The following is a 22,644-nucleotide window of genomic DNA, read 5'->3' as shown; positions in this document are numbered from 1 at the left end:
ATTTCATTTTATTTGCAACCAATCAGACAAATCAAAGTAATAATCTTCATTTGCTTGAAACCTTTCCCTCCTCAATTTAAATTTCTCAAAATGTGATTCATCACAACGTAAGCACAAGGCCAACTGCCCTCCTTTTTGAAATTTTAACTGAATAACAGCTTCCTTTTTTAAGGGCGAAAACGATAAACTAAAATCGAAAATATCCTTAAGTAAAACGATATCGAATCGACTCAAATTTAAAACATCATCACATGTTTTGATTCGTAATGCCTTCATAAGACCCAAATTTGATTTTTTAACAATAGAAAAAATTGGGTAATCACAACTTTATCCACTGGGAACAAAACACTTTGATTCACGGTTTACTAGTTGTAAACAATAATTTTTGAACTACCAATACCGCATTTTCGAGTCCGCTTCCGCCCTTCCAACAGACTGGGATCAAGTAGCCGCACAAAGTATATTTCTACAATCGACCTACCTACGTGTCCTTGAAAATTCAGCACCGGGAAATATTACCTGCCAATTCATCGGTATTTATCAAGCAAACGAATTAATCGCAACAGCCATGTTGCAGCATCTCGATCTTGGAAAATTAGCCAGCTTCGGCAATCGAGATCATGGCGCTTTAACCCTACTCCGAAACTTTCTATTTAAACGCTATTCATCGAAACTTGCGATTATTGGGAATAATATGTTGACAGGCCAACACGCCATTTCGTTTAGTCCAAGCGCCAACAAACCCGAAATCCTCGCAGGCTTAAAAACCTTCGTAACAGAACTAACTCCAACGCCCCACTTGAACATATTCAAGGATTTCGAAGCCATTGATCGCCCACTTTTTGACCAAGCAGCCTTCCAAAAAAGCCTTCAATTCAGCTCCCAGCCTAATATGTTCATCGACCTTCGCCCCGAGTGGACGAAAGAAACTGATTACGTACAAGCGCTAACCAAAAAATACCGAGATCAATATAAGCGCGCACGCAAAAAGGCCATTGGCATAGAAAAGCGCCAATTAACATTAGACGAAATTGACCAGCTAGAAAACGAAATTTATACGCTGTACCGTCACGTCGCGGACCACGCGCCTTTCAACACCTTTTTCTTAACCAAGAATCACTTTTATTCGCTCAAAAAAGAATTAGGAGATAGCTTTCGGTTTTTTGCCTATTTTGAGAGCGGAGAATTAATTGGCTTTAATACACTCATCCACCACGACGAAATTCTAGAAACCTACTTCCTCGGCTACGACGAAAAAATCCAAAAGGAGAAAATGCTCTACCTAAATATGCTTTATGATATGCTTGGGTGTAGTATTCATAACGGATTTAAGCGCATCAACTTTGGACGAACTGCGATGGAAATCAAAAGCTCCATAGGCGCCAAACCCGAACAATTATTCGGATGGATGCAACATAAAAATACCATGGTCAATCGAAACCTAGGCTTTATTTTCAACCTACTCGAACCAAAAGCCAAATGGATTGAACGAAATCCATTTAAATCTTGACCATTTCTTAACTGTCAAAAGCGTTGAATTAATTACCTTTCGGGAAATATTTCAATTCATGAAGAACCTGATACTCCTTTTAGCCTGCTGCACAAGCCTATTTACATCACAAGCCCAACAAATCCTCGAAGTCCCCGGCCTCAATGAATTTGCGAAAATTGATACAAGTTCATATTCCGTCCTTCCTAGCGGACGCTATGTGACACCAGCTGGAAAAACCTTACGAATAACAGATGACCCTTTTGGCTTATCCATCAGCCCAGACAAAAAATGGGCAATTACCATACACAATGCCGCATTTACGCGCATAAATTTAGGAAATCAAACATCAAAAAGATTTCCGGAATTTGGTACACCCGATAAAAATTCACCCTATGGAAAAAGCTCTTTTTTAGGAATTGTATTTGCCTCAGATAGCCAAAGTTTTTACCTCAGTGGAGGTGATGCAGGTAACGTATACCACGTAGATATTCAATCCGGAAATGTGCTAAGAACCATTTCACTCGATGGGAAAATTGGCGAAAAAATATTTAATGATAGTTTCGCATCCGATATGGCCATCATGCCAGAAAAAAATGAACTCCTCGTTTTGGATCAAGCAAATTACCGCATGGTGCGCTTGGATTTAACATCCGGAAATATCAAATCGAGCACGCCCACAGGTCGCCTGCCCTTTGGCATTAGCCTTAGTCCCGATCATCAATATGCATTCGTGGCGAATGTGGGCATGTATGCCTATCCGCTAGTCAACGGAACGACACCTGAGAATATTCAATCTCAATATATTCCCCACCACCCTTATGGAAATGACACGAAAGAATCGCGCGAGGGAACCATGGTAGCAGGTAAATCCATACCCGGTGTGGGAGACCCACGCGTTAACGAAGCCATGAGTGTTTACCAGATTGATCTGCGAACTAACCAAACAATCGAAATCTATAAACCCGGTTTTCAAATCGGTGAAATGGTTGAAGAAATGGAAGTTGTCGGAGGATCAAGTCCTAATTCCATCGCCGTTGGCTCGCAATATATCTTTGTCAGCAATGCGACCAATGACAACATCGCCGTCATTGACTACAAAACAAAAAAGATTAAAGCGCATATTCCGATCCAATTTTCCCCATTATTAGATAAACGCAGAGGCTATTTACCTTTTGGTTTAACACTTAGTAAAGACGAAAAGAAACTATATGTTACGTTATTAGGCTTAAATGCCGTCGCGGTCATCGATGTGCCTACCCAAAAAACAAGCGGATTTATTCCAACCGGTTGGGGGCCCACGCGCGTAAAATTAGCAGCCGACGAAAAATCACTCTACGTCACCACGTGTCGCGGATACGGTGCCGGACCCAATGGTGGCGTCGGTTACAAAGCTCCGAAACAAGGAACATACATTGGAGATGTCCAATTAGGTACATTCCAAACGATTTCCATGCCGTCAAAAATAGAATTAGCTCAATTTACCACCCAAGTTAAAAACAATACATTCGTCATTAAAGATGGTTCTAAGCGAGGAAACAGCACCTTCTCCATCACGAAACCAGGTCAAACACCCATTAAACACATCGTCTACATTACCAAAGAAAACCGTACGTATGACGAATTTTTTGGCCAATTTAAAGGTGCAAATGGAGATTCAACTTTAGCGCGTTACGGGCTTAACCGCACAGTCTACGAGAAAAACAAAACATTTAGGAATGTTGACGTATCTCCTAATCACCACCAAATCGCCAAAGCATTTTCCATGAGTGATAATTTCTACTGCGATAGCGACGCTTCCATCCACGGACACCACTGGATGATGGGCGTGATTCCCAATGAATGGGTTGAAACAAATTCCAGCGTAAGCAAGACTGCTAAATTATTCTCCGAAGCGCCGGGTCGCCGACTTCCAGGATCAACCGGAAGTATGGATCCAGAAGATTATGCGGAGATTGGTGGAATTTGGGAGGCACTCGAACGCCAAAACATATCGTTTTACAATTTTGGGGAGGCAAACGAAACTGGACACGTACGTGAAGATTGGTCAGATACTCTTACCGGAGCTGGGCACATCGTCATGGTTCCCATGCAAAAAGCGCTCTTTAAGAATACAAGCCACAACTATGCCGGATTTAATACCAGCATTCCTGATCAATTTCGCGTGCATCAATTTGAAACTGAATTCACCGAAAAATGGCTTAGTGGCAAAGACAAAATGCCCTCATTGATCACGGTACAATTGCCGAATGACCACGGTGGAGATTTGGATTCTACTGCAGGATTTCCATATAAGGCCTCATTTATGGCCGATAATGACCTAGCACTAGGCCGTATGTTACAATTTCTCTCACATACACCTTATTGGAAAAATATGCTTGTCATCGTAACCGAAGACGATCCGCAAGGCGGTGTGGATCACATCGACGCACACCGAAGTATTTTGATGATGGCTGGCCCGTATGTGAAACGCGATTATGTATCGCACCGACACGCTAATTTTGGGTCAATATTGCGCGTCATCTATACCTTACTTGGAATTCCGGCTGTCAACCACTACGACCAAACAGCCAGTATTTTAGATGATTTCTTTACGGAAACGCCCAACTTCACGCCCTACCAATTTAGCTTCCCGGACAAACGGATTTTTGATGCAGACAAAACCATGATTCGCTATAACCGAACGATTGATTGGAGAAAAATAAAGAAGACAGTTGAAATGGATGACGAGGCTGACCAGCGGAAAAACCATTAATTACCACTGATAGCCAATTTGCATGTGCAAACTGCGTCCCATGCCATCAATCCCTGAACCATGCATGCGGTACAAGACATGACCTAGATTTTCTCCCTGCAAGGCAACGCGCAAGTGAGCATTTAGCTGATAAGCTAGGTGTAAACTTACGATTCCCCAACCGGGTGTTCCTTTCGGATTCATTCGATTATCGGCGCGATCACCGGCACTTAAACGGTCCTGGCGCGCTGCTCCCTGCCAGAGCATGCTGGTTTGTACTTTCTTTACCTGGTATGTCACGGAAACATGGCCAAATAATGGTGGAATGCGCCGCATCGGTTCATTTTGACTTACATTTTGCCCATAAACATAAGATACTTGATTTGCCATTGACCATCGCTCCCCCAATTGAAGCTGTTGGCCCCACTCGAATCCCCACATATATGCCTCTACCGTATTTTCCTTCTGATACACCGGGTAATTCTGAATGACATCCGTTGTTTTTATACGCGTAATTAAATTGGTCAAATTGGAGTGAAAGAATACAAGCTCCGACTTCCACACAGGCGTATGCACACGAATTCCCACATTCTTATTCCAGGAAATCTCCGGTTTTAAATCATAAGCTGGTAATTCATACCGAAAATCCACAATCCCTAAACTGCCCAAATCATCTAAATTAGGAGCGCGAAATCCGGAGGCAACGGAAGCAAATACTGTTAAATTCCGACCCAACGCATAAGACAAACCAGCATCGTACACCAGCGCACCCATGGAAATTTTCGATTGACCTACCGTCGAATCCGGCAAATCAGCCATTATGTGCTGGTAACGCAAACCCATGTGCACCTGCACATCTTTAAGTGACCATTCATGTAGACTGAAGGCCGATAAGGTTGAATAGCGCGAATTGTTAGGGTATAAACCGCGTAAATTAATCCGCTGGGCGCCTTTTTGATCCACGCGCGTACTCTGAACGCCATCTATATACGACTCAAGTCCCGTAGAACTGGTCCAGGTAGATGAAAGCCTGCTTTTCACCTGGCCAATCAAAGCCAAGGTTTGCACTGCATCATTTTCCGTACGCAAAGTGGCACTCCCATTTTTTTGAAGGGAGCGCTTTTCAACACTCTCCTGCACCGAGGCCGTCAATTCGACTTGATCCAACAGCGCATTGGTCCCCTGATATGTTAAGCGACTAAATGCCCGACGATAAATTTGGGTAGTCATTTCGTTCAACGCAAAATTTTCCAAACGCACTTTATGAAATACAGGAACGTTCGCTTGACTATTTTGTTGGACCAAATTCTCCCAAATAATCCGTTGGCCTAATTTCTGCCGCGCATGAACCAATATATTTTGCTCCTCAAAGCCAGTTGGCCTTTGAAATCCCCCTCCACCCCGCGTGATATCTCCGAATTTTTTCGCCGCCGCCAGGACAGAAATACTAAATTTTGGGGCTTGATAACTAACTTTTCCTAAGGCACTGGTTTCCATTCCTTGGCTGATGGCCCGGGTTAATACATGTCCTGCCCAGCGGGATGTCTGACTAAACTGAGGCTTGCTGGTGGACAAATGAACAACACCACTCAGTGCATCAGAGCCATATTGTACTGCACCTGAACCACGTAGCACCTCCACCTGATCTAAGGAAAATGGATCAATTGTATTTAAATATTGATTAGGGCCGAAACGAAACGTTGAATTATTGAATCGAATTCCGTCCAACACCAACAAAGTTTGATTCCCGGTTAATCCGCGAACAAAAGCTGAACCACCACCTTGATTCGTACGTTGCAAAAAAACACCCGGAACGGTTCGGAATAATTCAGGGGTATTCGGTAACTGACTACTTGGGACTTTAGCCTGAAAAATTGGAAAAGCCACCCGATTTCGCTCGATGGGTTGTCGGCTTGCGCTCACAACCACCGTAACCAACGTGTCCGACAGGCTCGCAAAAGCCAATCGGGCACCTAATAAACTAACCAATAGAAACTGCATGCTAATCGATATCAGTACCAGAAACAGCTAAAATGGCTGCTCTACGCGGTGCTGGCATCACCGAATTTTCGCCTTTAACAGCCTTCCAAATCACTTCACTAAATTCCAAATCGGGAACGGAATCCTCTTTACTAAAATCAAATCGAGCACTTTTTTGCGCACTTGGGGTATCTAATACATTCGTATCGAATAAATTCGTACGCGGCAATAAAGCATCAAATGAACTTAAGTTAGCCACCGGTGAGAAACTTCGGAACATCGGCGTAGCTGCCGCGTCGTATTGGCTCATTGGAGGCAAGCCTAAAATTAATTCCATCGTACGCAACATCGAGGAAGTGGAATACGGTGTATGGTCGACAAATCCACGTTTCACAAAACCACCTGCTAGGTAAGCAGTCGTCCGGTGTGCATCTACGTGATCAGGTCCATTTTGCGCATCATCTTCGACAATAAAAACTGCTGTCTCTTTCCAAATAGGTGATTTAGACAAGTGCTCAACAAATAGACCAACGGCATAATCATTGTCGGCAACGTAAGCAAACGGAGTCTTTTTCCCTAATCGTTGGCCTTCTGTATGGTCATTTGGAAAACGCAACGAGTTAAATCGAGGCACCTGATTTAGCGCTAGCAAGCGATCAAAATCTCTCTTCCAAGCATGAAAACGAGTTGTATCCATTATATTTTGATCAAATGAGGCAAAATCAGGACAAAAATGGTCTGCAATAGCAGGAATATTTGGTTTAAAATCATCCGCAAATTCACCGTAGGTTCGGTAAGAAACACCGGCTCGTTGGCAGTAATCCCAAATAAATCCATTCTTTGGGTTCGCAATCAAGCGGTTCCCTTCCCCATCATACTTACCCCCGCGTCCACCGTAAGATGTTGGCCACGTCTTTTCCAAATAGTCCGTTGCATGTGCCGATGTGGACCAATTGTGTCCATCTGAGCTCACTTCGCCATCAACATAAAAATTATCTAACAACACGAAATCCTTCACAATTTTATGTTGGTTAGGCGTATATTTCTCTCCAAACAACAATAACGTCGTATCGCCATTTCCACCAGCAACATCCGCCAAAACTTGGTCATAGGTGCGATTTTCCTTCAAAACATAAAACACGTATTTAATCGGTGAGGCATCTCCTACCTTCATGGGAATGGGATTTCCTTTTTCACCTGAGGGATTCATTTCAATTTCTTTGGTATATGGCGTATTTTGATAAACGGCAGCTGAAAGTATAGCTAATTGAGGGCCAGTAGGTTCCTGAAAAATGGACATCGTCCCTTTCATTAATCCGCCAATATAACCTGTACGAACCTTTTTATTGTTGTCCGATTTCTGGTACGTAACTGTTTGTTTTTTCTCAATGGGATTTGGGCCATCTGGATTCGCAAAGGAAGAAAAACCTTTTCCGTTGGCGACAAACAATTTACCCTTCACAACTTGTAAGGATGTTGGGTACCAACCCACCGGAATAAAACCTAAGGATTTTGATTGACCTGGTTTTTCAACTTCAAAAACTGCTAAGCAATTATTATCTGCATTGGCTACATATAAGCGCTCTTCATTGGCCGACAATGCTAATCCGTTGGTGGAACTACCCGCTAGGGCGTTAGGAACCAAAGCCGCATTCAGTACTTCTATTTCTTTTGCAGTGCGCGTGTCTATGACAGATACCGAATTGTCATTTGCATTGGCGACATATAAATGTTGGCCATTTTTTGTCAAGACCATTTCATTGGGGTGATCACCAACAGCTATAGATGGCGCGAATTTATTCGAGGAAATTTGAAATGGAAGAACTTGACGAGCTCCCCAAATCGATATATACAAGATATCCTTTTTAGGATTCAATAGACATGTAAAAGCTTCAGCCGGTAATTTATGAATGGCCAGAATTTTTTTCGTTTGGGACTGGATGACATACAAGGAATTATTATCCTTCGTAACTACGTAGAGAATACCAGTTGCATCATCGTATTCGATACCTGATGGCGAAATCACCGCTTTCTTTTCTGTTGTTAAAGCAATACTTTCCTTTTCAACTAGCTTGCCTGCTTCAATTTCAAATACCAAAATGACATTGTCATTCCCCCCCGAAACAAAAACTGTTTTATTATTGGCTGCTACTTTTAATCCATACCAAGATTTTGGTAATTCTTTCGAATCTAAGACCCGACTTGTTGCGACATCAATCAATTGTAAACTCTGAACACTTTGGCCATTATTCGTGACAACCAAATATTTTTGGTTTGGAGAAACAGCCACGTGCAAAGGCAAATCCCCTAACGGAATCGATTCTCCATGAGGTGATAACTTCCATCCGTTCGGAAGTGTGACACGCTTTGATGTTAATTGAGACTGTAAATCGGATTGTGCATTTACTTGTAAGGTCAATAAAACAGCACAAAAAATTAGTAGGTGGCGCATATGTTTTTTTTCTTGAAATTAATCCAAATGTATGAGCAAAGTAAGGCTCAAACAATGATTTAACAATTTGATATTACCGCTTTTCGATCACAAATTCATCACCAACTACCCCATCGGATTGGATCCATTTTAGGTTGAAGGTACGCTTGTCAACATCCAAGATGACGGATCCACCGATTTTATTGTTGGTGTACACCGACGACTTCATGGGAAAACCGGGACGCTGACCGCCTACTCTCCCACCTGATCCATTCACGACATAAATCACTCCTTGGCCCTTTGGTCCTACAACATAATGATTAGGTGAGGTAGACTCAGCCACCACGTGCGTTGCCGCATCAAATGTCTCATTTATGCCAAAATGCCCGCGCATTGGGTAACTACGTTCATATACATGGCTATGCCCGGCAATGACTAGGTCAACTTTATACTGCTCGAAAAGTGGATTTACGTTTTCGCGTAAATGCTTCATGTTCAATTCAGTATCCGAATCATGCGAGCCTTTGGAATAAGGAGGTTTATGAAAATAGACAACCACCCAAGGTAATTTATTCGCCGCTAAATCAGCCTTTAACCAATCGTATTGCAGACCTTTACCATCCATTAATTGCAATCCATTCACATCGCGCATTTCCGTGTCTAAGGCAACTAAATGTACTTGCCCGTAATTAACAGAATAATAAGATTCCGATTGCGAAGGAACTCCGCCTGCTTGGCCTGCTACGGGCATATTAAATATCTTAAAATAAGGAGGCAAACTAGGATCGTGTTTACCTGCATAATCATGATTTCCAGGAGAAGGATAGATAGGAAGGTTTTGCAAAAATGCTGTTTGATAAACATCAAATACATATTTTTGATATTCTTCATCCTTTCCGTTGTTGTACGCATTGTCTCCCAACCAAATCCAAGCATCTGGACGATTTCCTTGCGTATACGATTCAATCGATTTCATGACAGCCTTTTGGCTTGCTGAGCCATCGCCAAAGTCACCCAAAGCCCAAATCCGTACGGACTCTTTCGACCCAAATGCAGGAGCGGTAACGACATAGCGATTGGAATCAAAAGATTGAGAATCAATTTGATAAGCATACTTCGTCGCCGGTTTTAATTTAGTTAATGCGAGCACGTGATCGACTACGTGGGCTGTATCCTGAGCAACTAAAATTTTTCCTTTTGCCTGATAAAATACACGGCTAGGAGCTGGAATATCAGTCCGCCAATGTACTAAAACAGAGTTGGGTGTGACAGACTGCAAATAAGGTCCACGAACAATTTGTGCTTTTTGGCCAAGGCAAATAGTCGCTTGAAGTAAGAATAAAAAGACGATTTTTTTCATAATAGGTCAAAAAAAAAGGCGCCAAAAAATATTGGCGCCTTAAAGATAAAAAAAATTAGTAACCTGCGTTTTGTTTTAAATAACCTGTTAAGTTAGACGCTCCATCAATCGCCGTTTGCGGGATTGGGAAAACACGCCTATTCTTATTTTTATCTGTTTTCTCAGTCCAGCTGTCCTCATACTTTTCGAAACGAATTAAATCCGTCCGGCGTTGTAATTCCCAATACAACTCAAAACCACGCTCACGAAACAACAAATCTAAGTTGATGCTTGCAAGTGCCGTTGCAGGGGAATTAGCTGTACGAGACAAGCGAACTTTATTCACATCGGCAAGCGCCCCAGCTGCATCATTTGACTTACGCAACTTAGCCTCCGCACGCATTAAATAAACATCTGCTAAACGAACGATCATGATATCTGCTTCGCCGAAATTACGGCCAGATGCCGACTTGTTCGAGAACTCATATTTCAACACACGGAAACCAGAGCTGTAATCACTACCCTCTGTTGTATAATCAACCTTTTCGTTATGAATGACCATGGGATTTCCTTTACCACGCGAGTTGACAATTTTACCCACCTGCATTGATTTTCCATCTGCACATCTCACAAAGGCACCGCTTTTGAAGATCAATCCGTATTGTTGGCCACGCAATATTCCACGGTCAATTTTATATGTTGCTGGATCAACACATTGATTATCTTCCTTCTTTACATTTTGCTTGTAAAAACGAGGATCTGCAACTGCTGGATCCACGGAACCATACGCAGAAACCCATGTCTGATAAAAAGTAGGTGTGATTGCTGGACCGTCAGTACCATTTGCTGCAGGAAATGCTGGCAATGGACGCTGATCATTCGCTAATGAGAAATAAGAAAGTCGGTTATGTCCATTCAATTCTGCGCGCTGATCAACCGCAAAAATCAACTCCTTATTTCCGTGATTCGCATTGCTGAAGATATCCCAATAATCAGTTGACAAGGCATATTGGCCTGAGTTAATGATCTTATCTGAATACTCAACCACTTTATCCATATCCTCAGCCTTGTGCGTTGGCGTTCCATAAGGATCACGCCAAACTGCCGAATTCAAATGCAAACGAGCTAATAAACCCCAAGCGCCTCCTTTGGTTAAGCGACCTGGGCCAACTGAAGTAGACAATAAAGGTTCTACCGCTAGTAATTCACTTTTGATATAAGCGATAGCTGCTTCACCGCGAAGAATAGTTGTTACCTCACTTAAATCATCCTTTGAGAAGGCTAATCCAAATAAGTCTAACATGACCATGTTGTAATACGCGCGCATACCTCGAGCTTCAGCTGTGTATAATTTAGCATTGGCATCCGTATTCAATTTCAAGGAATTGATTGCCGTTACGGAACGCGATATACCCGCTAAGGTTGCATTCCATGTATTTCGTACGTTTGGATCTGTACTCGTTGTCTCGTGTTTGTGTAAAGACAAAAAGATTCCATTATCACCCCAATCTGTTCCACCACGGTAAGGCAAAATTGCTTCATCCGTTGAGATTTCTTGCAACGCGAACAAGGTCGTATGTTGGAAGATCGTTGGCAATAAAGCATACACCGGAGCAATCATTCCATCGGCTGCTTGCTTATCTGTCAAATTCGCTGCATTGTATTCATCTAATACAACTTCATTCAAATCGGAGCAACCTACTAAGGCTGTCATCCCTACCATTAACATGGCTATATTTCTTAACTTTTTCATTTCTATGTAGGTATTCAAATTAGAATGTAAGATTTAAACCAACAATCACTGATTTCGCTTTCGGGTAACTTAGGTAGTCAATACCGTAAGATAAAACACCGTTAATCGAGTTATCCTTATTTACTTCTGGATCATATCCATCGTACTTCGTTTTCACCCACAGGTTTTGTCCTGTAACGGATAAACGTGCACTGGAGATAAATTTGCTTATGCCTAACTTGGCTGTTGGGATTTGATATCCAAGCGTAACGTTATTCAAACGTAAGAATGCACCATCTTTCAAGTAACGTGTTGAAACTGGCGCCGCGTTATTGATGGACTCTTTCGCATCTGCATAAGCAGCTGGCGTCACGTTCGTGTTTTTTGAGATTCTCAACTTGTAAAACGATGAATTAGCTGTGTTATCGTAGATTTTATTCCCTGACACACCGTTAAACTGCATGGAAACATCGAATCCTTTGTAAGATGCATTTCCAAAGAAATTGTACATGGTCGTAGGTAAAGCCGTTCCTGCCGCAATTCGATCTTTGTCAGTCACAATTCCGTCACCATCTTGATCTTTGTACTTGCTAATTCCCTTCTCATCAAAACCAATGAATTCACGTAAGAAGAAGGTACCAATCGGCTGTCCGTTGATATATCCGTTGATCGTCGCTGATGTCAAACCTGAACCTGATGCAGATCCTGAAGGAATAACAGTATACGGAGAACCTGTAACTTCATTATTGATCAAAGTTAAGTTACCCCCCACATTAAATTTAATGCCTGATTTCGTTTGGAATTTATAATCCAAATCCAATTCCACACCACTGTTGACAATTTCCATATTCGCCACATTAGTCCAAACTGAACTCGCTGGCTGAACTGGATCTGCTGGAATAACCTCCAAAAGCATGTTGGTGGACACCTTTCTAAACGCATCAACCGATCCAGATAGTGCGCCATTTAAGAAAGCAAAATCCAAACCTACGTTCATCTGTGTAGAAACCTCCCACTGGATATCCGGATTTGCTAAACGCGAGTAGGTAATTCCTGCTGGGAATGAAGCAGATTCATCCAATGGGTACGAGGTAGATGCACCCACCGTCGCTGTAAATAACGGCTGTGTGATTTTTGGTGGAATTTCTTGGTTACCTGTTTGTCCCCAACCTCCACGTAATTTCAAGTTGCTAATCGACGAATTTTTCAAGAAAGGTTCTTCAGAAATACGCCATCCCAATGAGAATGAAGGGAAAATGCCATATTTATTATTGGAACCAAATTTGGACGAACCATCGGCACGCACTGTGGCAGTTGCCAAATATTTATCTTGATAATCGTAATTCAAACGTGTGTAAAATGATTGCAATTCATTAATGAATGCATTACCCGCTGGTCTGTTCGTAGCAAGCGTTAACTCTTGTCCGATGCCTGGGTTGTAAATTGGCTCCGTAGGAACAATTGGAAAACGGTTGATGCTGAACGTACGCCACTGATATTCAATTTTTTGAAATGAATGACCCACCAAAGCTGCAAAACTGTGATCTCCTAAATCTAGGTTATACGTCAAATAATTTTCAATCAACTGATTCATGTTACTTGTATTATACGTATCTAAGCGACCATCAATTTTAGGAACATTACTTGCTAATGTCTGTACATCGCGTACGGATGTAGAATTGTCATAACCGAAGTTCATTCGATACACCAAGCCTTTCGTCAATTTCAAAGAAGGTGAAATATTTGCAATAAAGCGATTGGTGGTATTCACATCCTTAAACAATTGTAACGTTGTCAATGGATTTGACTGACTGATAAACGTTGCAGGTGTTTTACCATCCTTTGCGTATGTGGGCAAGGTAGGATTATTTGCAATCGCTGTTCCTAATAAATTTTCAATGGCAGGACGCTCATTTACTGTATTGGAGAAGGATATATTGGCATCTAGGTTCAAACGATCATCCCAGAATTTTTGATTCACATTCATGCGGCCAGTTAAACGGTCCAACTGATTGTTTTTCAAAATACCTTGTTGCATTTGTGCACCAAAAGCAGCGTAGTAGGTTAATTTATTGGCACCACCACCTAAACTTAGGTTGTAGTTCTTGGTCATTGCTTGGCGCGTAATTTCTTTTTGCCAATCTGTTTCCGAGCCAAAATCCTCTAGTACACCACTATTTGCCACTACTTGCTTGCGGAATTCACTCGCAGATAGGACAGGTAAGGGACGTGTGATGGAACTAACACCAATCGTCGACGAGAATTCAATTTTTGACGTTCCTGCTTTTCCTTTTTTAGTTGTTACTAGGATGACACCATTTGCACCACGAGAACCATAGATGGCAGTCGCAGAGGCATCTTTCAATACGTCGATTGTCTCGATATCTTGTGGGTTAATGAAGTTTAATGGATTACCACCACCTGTAGATGAGTTATCCAAAGCTAAACCATCGATTACAAATAAAGGAGTTGATCCTGTACGAATTCCACCAGGTCCACGAATCGTGATTCCTTGAGAACCACCAGGCTCACCTGTTGCTGAAGTAACGTTTACACCCGCAACTTTACCCTGTAATAATTGCTCCGGGGAGTTGATGATACCCTTGTTGAAGTCGGCACTTCCCACGGATTTAACAGAACCGGTAACATCTGTCTTCTTTTGCGTACCGTAGCCTACCACAACAACTTGTTCTAAGTCGGATGCATTAGGTGCTAAGGACACATTAATTGTGGATTGATTACCAACAGTTACTGTTTTGGTGGCATAGCCAACAAATTTAAATTCCAGTACTGTATTTCCAGAAGAAATGGAAATGGAATACTGACCATTAGCATCAGCGGTGGTTCCTTTGGTGGAACCTTTAATGGAAACTGATCCTCCAGCAAGGGGTTCTTGCGTGGTGGCATCGGTTAGCTTTCCAGTAATTTTAGATCCTTGCCCGTAAACCGTATTGGTTTGTAAACAAAGTAAGAGGATGGCGCTAGTTAATAGGAAAACCGCATGACGACTTTGAGCTAGTAACTGGTGCGCACGCGTGCGTACGAGTAATCTCATGAATGGATTGTTTAATTGATTAAGGGACAAAAGTATATTGGTATAATGTTGATTAGATTACATCCATGTTAAGCTAATGTTATCTAATTAATTCTCCGAATTTTGCCATTTTATTTTTGTGCTCCAAAAGTTTGCACATAAAAAATGTGAATAGTGCCCTAATTTTGACAGAAAAGAAGCTATTTAAACAACTAATTTTCCTTCAGTTGCTTGATGAATGGCGGCTATCGTAACACCTGGCGCACATTCAATTAATTTAAATCCCCCTTCGGGAATTATATCAAAAACACCCAAATCTGTGACCACACGTTTCACGCATTGAACTCCGGTGAGCGGCAGGCTACACTGGCTGACCAATTTAGATTTTCCGTTTGGCGAGCGATGCATCATGGCCACAATGACGTAATCAGCGGAAGCTACTAAATCCATGGCACCTCCCATGCCTTTGACCATTTTTCCAGGTACTTTCCAGTTAGCCAAATCGCCATTTTCGGAAACCTCCATCCCACCCAATATGGTCACGTCGATGTGATTACCGCGAATCATCGCAAAGCTAGCTTCAGATCCGAATACAGAACCTCCTGGATTTATCGTGATTGTTTGCTTGCTGGCATTAATGATATCCGCATCTTCTTCCCCCGGTTCTGGAAATGGACCGATGCCCAACAACCCATTTTCAGATTGTAAGATAACTTTCAGATTAGCCGGAATGTGATTTGCCACGCGCGTCGGAATGCCAATCCCCAAATTCACATAATCACCATCTTTGATTTCTTTCGCAATCTGTTCAGCAATCCACTCCTTTTTTAGTTCATCTGGACTGAGGTCAGCAGCGATGAGCTGATCGTGATGAGTTGTTAGATGTTCAATGGGCTTGAGGTAATCCTTACCTTGAAAGATCCGTTGGACATAAATTCCTGGCGTATGTATTTGATTGGGATCTAAGGTTCCCGCAGGCACTAATTCCTCCACTTCGGCAATGGTGATTTTTCCTGCGGTGGCGATTACTGGATTAAAGTTTTGGGATGTCCCTTTGTAAATCAAATTACCATCTGTATCCCCTTTCCACGCTTTGACAAAAGCAAAATCGGCTTGAAGGGCAGTTTCTAATAAGTACTCGGACCCAGAAAACGTGCGTTTTTCTTTGTTTTGACCCACTTCCGTGCCTACACCTGCCGGTGTATAAAAAGCGGGGATGCCTGCACCTCCTGCGCGAATCCGTTCGGCGAGTGTACCCTGCGGAACCAGTTCTACTTCCAATTTCCCGTCGATGAGCAATTGTTCAAACACATGATTCTCGCCGATGTAGGAACAGATCATGCGGGAGATTTGGTGATTGCCAATCAGCAATCCTAAGCCAAAATCCTCCAGGCCTGCTTCATTGGAAATGCATGTGATGTTTTTGGTTCCCTTTTTAAAAAGCGTATTAATTGCGTTCTCAGGGACACCTGTTAAACCAAAACCGCCAAACATGAGCGTCGACCCATCCGGTATATCTTGTAAGGCAAGCGTGGAAGATGGGAATACTTTATGCATGAATTTGGGGTTAGTTAACCGTCGTATAACACTCCACATTGGGGTGCAACCACAAAAATGACGCTGGACAATCCGTGGTAATTTGCTTCGTCATAATTTGTTTAAATGCAGCTTCTTTACCGTTTCCGGTCACCAAGAAAATAATCTTTTTCGATTGCAAGATTTCCTCCATGCCCACACATAAACCAAATGCCGGTTCAGCACCCTGTGATAGCGCTGGGTCATGTTGGATCGTCGATTCTGCCAAGGAAGCCTTATGAAATTTGGCATTTAAAAACGATGCCGGCTCATTAAAAGCGATATGCCCATTTTTACCTAAACCCAAAATACAAATATCAAAAGGACCTTCTTGCGCAATAATTCCTTGCATCCTAAGGCATTCTGAATCCGTATCCGACATATTCGTATCAAATCCGAAATACCTCGATTCAGGTATAGCCAAAGGTCCTACTAAATGTTTATGTAAATACGACTCACACGAATCTGGATGTTCCGAAGGAATAATTCCCCACTCATCCATTTTCATGACGCGCATCTGCGTAAAATCCGCCGCATTTTTCGCCATTTCTGCATACATGCCTGTAGGTGATCCTCCCGTAGCGGCACAAAAAAATAAAGAAGGGTTTTCGCGCACTGAACTCAAAATACTCGCGCTGGCCAATTGGCTTAATTCAGCATAATCAATGGCAGTCGTAATTTTCATATCAATTATCAGTTTATTTCTTTTTTACATGTTAAAATTCGCTAATTTCGGCCAAGCAACCTAGTTCTAAAAAACACTTTAATGAATTTATCCTCCCCAGCCACATGGACGCATGTCGTCTCCGTAGGCATTATCTGGCTTTTTGCCATTTCCCCTCCCCTTTACGCACAAAATTGGTCCATTCGCTTAGGTACTAACGTGTCAACGTATCAATTTACGAATTCGGTTGGTGGCTCTTTGGAATCTTTGCGGCCGTCATCTGGTCGGCATCTCGAAATCAGCTACCAAAAAATTCTACTTGATACGTCCAAATTACTCCTTAAAACCAATCGGTCCGCTGTTTATTTTACCAATCACAGCACCCAAGCCAAATTGATTAGTATGCTTCGTGTAGGGGTCCAACTTTCCGCTGATCAATTCAACACCTCAGGTAATATTAATAGTAGTCAAATTGCCTATCAAACGGATTTTATTGGCGTCGGTCTGCATGGAGGTATGCAAATTCCGTTCAGTAAAAAAACATCGCTAGAAGTACAGGGTAAGCTACAGGGCCAACTACTTATAGATGGGGTACAAACTATTGATACCCAATTTTTGGATTTACAAAATGATTCCCAATTTAATGGCTTACAGACATTGGCGGGATACGTTGTCCAACTAAACCATCGCATAAATTCGTATACTGGAATTCTGCTTGGATTTCAATCCATGAAAAGTATCGGGGTTTCTGCCGTAAACAACACCACCTTGGCATTTCAGCCTAACGCGCTATTTATTGGCATCCGCCTTTTCCCTAATTAAATCCCAAATCGCTATGAAAAAACTTATCAGCACGCTGATTGTGCTATTCCTGGGATGGAACAGCTTGGCGCAAAATACAGGTATCAATTACCAAGCGGTGATCTTGAATCCCAAACCCGTTGAAATTCCCGGAACATTTATTCAAAATCAAGTCATGGCAAAGGCCAATGTAACGATTCGATTTACGATTAAGACAGGGAATGTCGCAGACTTCGAGGAGATACATGAAACGAAAACGGATGATTTTGGCTTGGTCAATTTGACGATTGGTACAGGAAATACGCAGTCAAGTACCGCGATAAATCGCCAGTGGAGTGCATTAGTATGGGATTCAAAAGTTAAGTCGCTCGTCGTGGCTGTTAAATTTGAAAATACATCCAGCTTCGTTGAGGTTAGTAATCAGACATTTAACTACTCCCCATATGCATTGTATGCCGCATCTGTAGAATACGCGAATGTGCAAAATGCTCCTAAAAAATTATCCCATTTTGAAAATGATCCTGGGTATTTACTTAAGCAAGATTTAAAACCCTTAGAGGATAAGTTACTTGCTAATGTGACTCAAACGAATAATCAATTTGCTGCGGTGGAAGCACAACGAATTAGCTTGGAAAAGCGTGTTGATTTGCACGAATCACGCTTAGAAACTCAGGAAACCGGTCTGATTTCAGTTAACAAAACGAATACGACTATCCAAAATCAAGTGAATCAAAATTTCAATACCTTGAGTGCTCAGTTAAATGATCAGCGGGCGCAGACAATAAATCAATTCAATAGTTTAGGTGGTTCGTATGAGTCGTTAAGTAATAAATCGACTGCCACAGATTTAGGGAGTGGAAGTCCCAGTAATCAGGCTTATCCGAGCCAACAAGCCGTTAAAACGTATGTGGATCAAGCGATTAGTCAAGTGGTGGTTTCCGGCGCACCGGATGCGACAACACTTGCTCCCGGTAAAGTTCAGCTTTCTGGGGATCTCGCTGGAACAGCGACAAATCCAACCGTGCCAGGACTTGCTCAAAAAGAAGTATCGAGTAATAAAACCGTGGATTTGACAGCAGATGGCGCTTCGGATACGAAATACCCATCGGCGAAAGCGGTAAAAATCTATGTAGATCAGGCCACGTTGGGTACGGCATTAGCCGCGGATTTGAATGCCAAAGCAGATAAAAATTCACCTGTTTTCACCGGTATACCCCAATTACCCAGCACAACCATCGCGATTACTCAAAGCAATGGAACAAATTCAACTCAAGTGGCAACCACAGCCTTTGTTCAAAATTCAATATCCTCCTTATCCGTAAATGATGCGAGTTCGAGTGCAAAAGGCATCATTCAATTAGGAGGAGATTTGGGAGGGACGGCTTCCGCACCCTTAGTACCCGGCTTAGCTAGTAAAGAAATTTCAAGCAACAAATCAAATAATATCGTTGCAGATGCACTTTCGACGACCAAATACCCATCAGTCAAAATGATTAAAGATTATGTGGATGGTCAAATTAGTAGCGGCGGAGTGTCAGATGCCAGCACGAGCGTTAAAGGTATTGTCCAATTAGCAGGGGATTTGGGAGGAACTTCGGCCTCACCTGTTGTCATTGGTTTGGCAGGCAAAGAAATTGCAACCAATAAATCAATTGATATCAGTGCGGATGCATTGTCTACGACCAAGTATCCTTCCGTAAAATTGATAAAAGAGTATGTAGATACACAAATTACAAATGTGCGTGTTTCTGATGCGAGTTCGAGTGCAAAAGGAATCATTCAATTAGGAGGAGATTTGGGTGGTACGGCGACGGCGCCCTTAGTTCCCGGCTTAGCTAGTAAAGAAATTTCGAGTAATAAATCGAATAACATGGGAGCGGATGCGCTGTCTACGACCAAGTATCCTTCTGTGAAAATGATCAAGGATTATGTGGATACTCAAATTACTAATGGAAGCGTTTCTGATGCCAGCACAACGGTTAAAGGTATTGTCCAATTAGCAGGGGATTTGAGTGGAACATCCGTTTCTCCTTCGATTTCGACTAATGCTGTCACGACAATTAAAATCTTAAATGGTGCGGTGACAGATGAAAAAATTGACCAAGTAAGTGGGTCGAAAATTTTGGGAAACATTAGCGGAAATGCAGCTAACGTGACTGGAACGATTATTGCCTCACATGGTGGAAGTGGAACAGCGGGAACATTGACCGGTTTTTTATATGGAAATGGAACTTCAGCCTATACGGCGACAACCAGTATACCTGTGGCACAAATTTCAGGGGCGGAATTAGTGGCCAATAAATCCACAGCGACTGACCTAGGAAATTCAACGCCTAGTGACACCTATTATGCGAGTCAAAAAGCGGTAAAGACCTATGTGGATTTAGCAGTAAGTGGTTCGGTAGGTGGTGCAACACTAACAGCACTAGACCTAAAGGAAAATACAGCCAATAAATCGGATGCGGCTTTAGGGACAAGTACGACTTTATTCCCGACACAAAATGCAGTTAAAACCTATGTGGATGACAAATTTGGTGTTGCGAATTACATTACCTTAAGCAATTTGCCTTTGATGGCCAACGGTACAGTTTTGGGGAATTTCAGTGGTGCGACGGCTAGCCCATCAGCATTGAATACTTCTGGTAGTGGAAATTTGGTACGGGCCTCCAATCCTACGATTACCAGTCCAGTCTTGAATGGGACGATATCTGGATCGACGGTTTTTGCTGTTGCTAATGGAGGATTAGGAACAAATAGCATGAGTTCAGGCTATGTCAAGGCGGGAAATCCTTTCTTTTCGATCAGTGCGATTCCTGTAAATGACGTCACGGGTGCGGTTCAAAAAGTGAATGGCATCACGCCAGATGGTAGTGGAAATGTAGCTATTCTATATGGCAGAACATATACGGGAACATACAACGGAGGAGCTTTTACAGCTGTTGGCTCCCCCACAAATAGTGATATTTACATTGTTTCGGCGGATCCGACTTCCTCCAATAATGGTCGAACTTTTATTTACGACGGTGCAATCTGGAATGAGATAAGTACAGACCAAGCGGCGCTGGATGCGCGTTATGTCCGGCTTTCTGGAGGAAACATGGGTGGCAATTTAAGTTTTGGAATAGGTAAAAAAGTGATTTTACAAGATGCCCCGTCGGCCGATACGGATGCCGTAAATAAGGCTTATGTGGATAATACCGTTAGTACGGGTGGAACACCGGATGCTTCATCAACAACCTCTGGAAAAATTAGATTAGCCGGCGATATCACGGGAACGGCAACAAGTCCTAGCATTGCGGCGAATGCCATTAGTACTTTAAAAATCGCAGATGGAGCTGTGACAGATGCTAAAATTTCAGGCATTTTATCAGCTGCCAAAGGTGGTACAGGTGTAGACAATACAGGTAAAACGATAACAATGGGCGGTAATTTGGTATGGAACGGAGCTTATGCAACTAACCTGACAGTGACTGCAGCTACTTCATTGAATTTGCCAACTGCCGGAACATTGAGTACGTTGGCAGGAGCCGAAGATTTAACTAATAAATCCGTGAATGGTGTCCGGCCAAGTAGTTTGGGAACAGGATTTAATCTAGTTGGCGGAACGATTTCAAAAACATTAACGGTCGGAAATGATGCCTCCATTATCGGGTCAAATACTGGGGATCAAACCATCACGTTAAGTGGCGATATGACGGGTTCTGGTACAGGTGCGATTAGTGCGACGTTAGCGAATAGCGGCGTAGTAGCCGGAGACTTTGGAAGTGCAAGTGCTATTCCAATTATTACTGTGGATACAAAGGGGCGAATTACCTCAATTACTACGCAAACAGTTTCATCTACTAGTCCAGCAGGAACCGCATTAACAGATGGTAAAATTTGGATTGGGAATGGGTCCAATGCCGCATCAGCACAATCCATTACGGGTGATATTAGTTTATCCAATACGGGTGTTGCAGCTGTAGGTACGGGCAAAATAACGAATGGTATGTTGGCCGGCGCCATCGACCTAGGCTCGAAAGTAACCAACGTATTACCTGTTGCTAACGGGGGAACGGGATTAAATACGCTTACTAGCCAAGGAATACTTATTGGCAATGGAACGAGTAGTATCAACAGTTTATCGGGTACTACGGCTGGGGATATAATAACTTATTCGGGAACCGCTTGGGTAGCCGGTCAGCCCATTGCGGCAGATGCTTCTACGGGTGGCATTATGACAACAGGAACGCAAACATTGGCTGGAACGAAAACCTTTGCCAGTCTTACATCGAGCGGCAATTTATCTGTTGGCGGAAACCTCGAGCTAACCGGATCGCAAACAAATAATGCTTTAACAGCCTCTAAAGTAATCTTTACGGATGCCTCTAAGGTGCTTACCTCCACAGGGACCGTGGGCGTTGCCCAAGGGGGAACGGGTGCTACTACCCTGACAAGCGCTGCCTTACTCGTGGGAGCCGGAACTTCCGCTGTCACGGCAATTAGTCCAGGCACTGATGGCCAAGTTTTAATTTCGCGTGCGGGAGTTTGGGCGGCAGAAAATGCCTCGCCAGCTGTGACGCTTGGGACAGTCAATGCAAGTGCTACGGCAAAAGGCCTGACGATTACGGCTGGGGGTGAAATCAGTCTCAGTCCGGCAGATGGTACAAATCCGGGCATTATGACAACAGGAATACAGACAATCGCTGGAGCGAAAACCTTTTCAAGTGTGAATACGACTGGAAATGTAGAAGTTGGTGGAAACCTTTTACTCACCGGCTCACAGACAAATAGTACGCTAACAGCCTCCAAAGCAATCTTTACGGACGCCTCGAAAGTACTAACTTCGACGGGAACTGTGGGCGTTGCTCAAGGGGGAACGGGAG

Annotated in this window: 12 protein-coding genes; 4 read left to right on the top strand and 8 right to left on the bottom strand. The window is 42.8% G+C overall.

Annotated features, from left to right (window positions below):
- Nucleotides 1–3 precede the first annotated feature (3 nt).
- On the bottom strand, nucleotides 4–276 hold the full coding sequence (locus ACIQ6T_RS07320; RefSeq protein ID WP_395785252.1) for a hypothetical protein: 273 nt from the start codon (nucleotides 274–276) through the stop codon (nucleotides 4–6).
- Nucleotides 277–385: 109 nt separating this feature from the next.
- Here ACIQ6T_RS07320 and ACIQ6T_RS07315 point away from each other — a divergent pair, with 109 nt between their 5' ends.
- A complete protein-coding gene (locus ACIQ6T_RS07315; RefSeq protein WP_395785251.1) occupies nucleotides 386–1,510 on the top strand; it encodes a GNAT family N-acetyltransferase in 1,125 nt (374 codons plus the stop codon).
- Between the two features lie 58 nt (nucleotides 1,511–1,568).
- Nucleotides 1,569–4,244: a bifunctional YncE family protein/alkaline phosphatase family protein gene (locus ACIQ6T_RS07310; protein ID WP_395785250.1), complete on the top strand. Its 2,676-nt coding sequence runs from the start codon at nucleotides 1,569–1,571 to the stop codon at nucleotides 4,242–4,244.
- On the opposite strand, the gene ACIQ6T_RS07305 is transcribed toward ACIQ6T_RS07310, so the two are convergent.
- The 7 genes from ACIQ6T_RS07305 to ACIQ6T_RS07275 form a co-directional block, all read right to left on the bottom strand.
- The gene (locus ACIQ6T_RS07305) at nucleotides 4,245–6,224 is read right to left on the bottom strand and encodes a TonB-dependent receptor plug domain-containing protein (RefSeq protein ID WP_395785249.1); all 1,980 of its coding nucleotides are present in this window, start codon (nucleotides 6,222–6,224) and stop codon (nucleotides 4,245–4,247) included.
- 1 nt (nucleotide 6,225) lies between these two features.
- On the bottom strand, nucleotides 6,226–8,655 hold the full coding sequence (locus ACIQ6T_RS07300; RefSeq protein WP_395785248.1) for a bifunctional YncE family protein/alkaline phosphatase family protein: 2,430 nt from the start codon (nucleotides 8,653–8,655) through the stop codon (nucleotides 6,226–6,228).
- 73 nt (nucleotides 8,656–8,728) lie between these two features.
- Entirely contained in the window at nucleotides 8,729–9,994 is a 1,266-nt protein-coding gene (locus ACIQ6T_RS07295; RefSeq protein ID WP_395785247.1) for a metallophosphoesterase family protein, read from the bottom strand.
- Between the two features lie 55 nt (nucleotides 9,995–10,049).
- A complete protein-coding gene (locus ACIQ6T_RS07290) occupies nucleotides 10,050–11,726 on the bottom strand; it encodes a RagB/SusD family nutrient uptake outer membrane protein (protein ID WP_395785246.1) in 1,677 nt (558 codons plus the stop codon).
- 19 nt (nucleotides 11,727–11,745) lie between these two features.
- Nucleotides 11,746–14,760: a SusC/RagA family TonB-linked outer membrane protein gene (locus tag ACIQ6T_RS07285; RefSeq protein WP_395785245.1), complete on the bottom strand. Its 3,015-nt coding sequence runs from the start codon at nucleotides 14,758–14,760 to the stop codon at nucleotides 11,746–11,748.
- A 183-nt stretch (nucleotides 14,761–14,943) separates the two neighbouring features.
- A complete protein-coding gene (locus tag ACIQ6T_RS07280) occupies nucleotides 14,944–16,296 on the bottom strand; it encodes a 3-oxoacid CoA-transferase (RefSeq protein WP_395785244.1) in 1,353 nt (450 codons plus the stop codon).
- 10 nt (nucleotides 16,297–16,306) lie between these two features.
- On the bottom strand, nucleotides 16,307–16,999 hold the full coding sequence (locus ACIQ6T_RS07275) for a 6-phosphogluconolactonase (RefSeq protein ID WP_395785243.1): 693 nt from the start codon (nucleotides 16,997–16,999) through the stop codon (nucleotides 16,307–16,309).
- 81 nt (nucleotides 17,000–17,080) lie between these two features.
- On the opposite strand from ACIQ6T_RS07275, the gene ACIQ6T_RS07270 reads away from it, so the two are divergent.
- Together ACIQ6T_RS07270 and ACIQ6T_RS07265 are read left to right on the top strand one after the other, a co-directional pair.
- Nucleotides 17,081–17,800 carry a hypothetical protein gene (locus ACIQ6T_RS07270; protein WP_395785242.1) on the top strand — a complete coding sequence of 240 codons (720 nt, stop codon included), beginning with the start codon at nucleotides 17,081–17,083 and terminating at the stop codon, nucleotides 17,798–17,800.
- 13 nt (nucleotides 17,801–17,813) lie between these two features.
- The coding region (locus tag ACIQ6T_RS07265; protein ID WP_395785241.1) for a beta strand repeat-containing protein at nucleotides 17,814–22,644 on the top strand (4,831 nt) is incomplete at its 3' end.

The sequence above is a fragment of the Aquirufa sp. genome, from assembly GCF_044377215.1.
Lineage (GTDB): Bacteria > Bacteroidota > Bacteroidia > Cytophagales > Spirosomataceae > Aquirufa.
Note: the sequence above shows the minus strand (reverse complement) of the source record. Positions and strands in the feature narration are given on the sequence as shown.

Coding starts and splice junctions, on each gene's coding strand:
- ACIQ6T_RS07305 (WP_395785249.1), bottom strand. CDS start 6,224: ATGCAGTTTCTATTGGTTAGTTTATTAGGTGCCCGATTGGCTTTTGCG.
- ACIQ6T_RS07320 (WP_395785252.1), bottom strand. CDS start 276: ATGAAGGCATTACGAATCAAAACATGTGATGATGTTTTAAATTTGAGT.
- ACIQ6T_RS07300 (WP_395785248.1), bottom strand. CDS start 8,655: ATGCGCCACCTACTAATTTTTTGTGCTGTTTTATTGACCTTACAAGTA.
- ACIQ6T_RS07270 (WP_395785242.1), top strand. CDS start 17,081: ATGAATTTATCCTCCCCAGCCACATGGACGCATGTCGTCTCCGTAGGC.
- ACIQ6T_RS07310 (WP_395785250.1), top strand. CDS start 1,569: ATGAAGAACCTGATACTCCTTTTAGCCTGCTGCACAAGCCTATTTACA.
- ACIQ6T_RS07295 (WP_395785247.1), bottom strand. CDS start 9,994: ATGAAAAAAATCGTCTTTTTATTCTTACTTCAAGCGACTATTTGCCTT.
- ACIQ6T_RS07275 (WP_395785243.1), bottom strand. CDS start 16,999: ATGAAAATTACGACTGCCATTGATTATGCTGAATTAAGCCAATTGGCC.
- ACIQ6T_RS07285 (WP_395785245.1), bottom strand. CDS start 14,760: ATGAGATTACTCGTACGCACGCGTGCGCACCAGTTACTAGCTCAAAGT.
- ACIQ6T_RS07280 (WP_395785244.1), bottom strand. CDS start 16,296: ATGCATAAAGTATTCCCATCTTCCACGCTTGCCTTACAAGATATACCG.
- ACIQ6T_RS07290 (WP_395785246.1), bottom strand. CDS start 11,726: ATGAAAAAGTTAAGAAATATAGCCATGTTAATGGTAGGGATGACAGCC.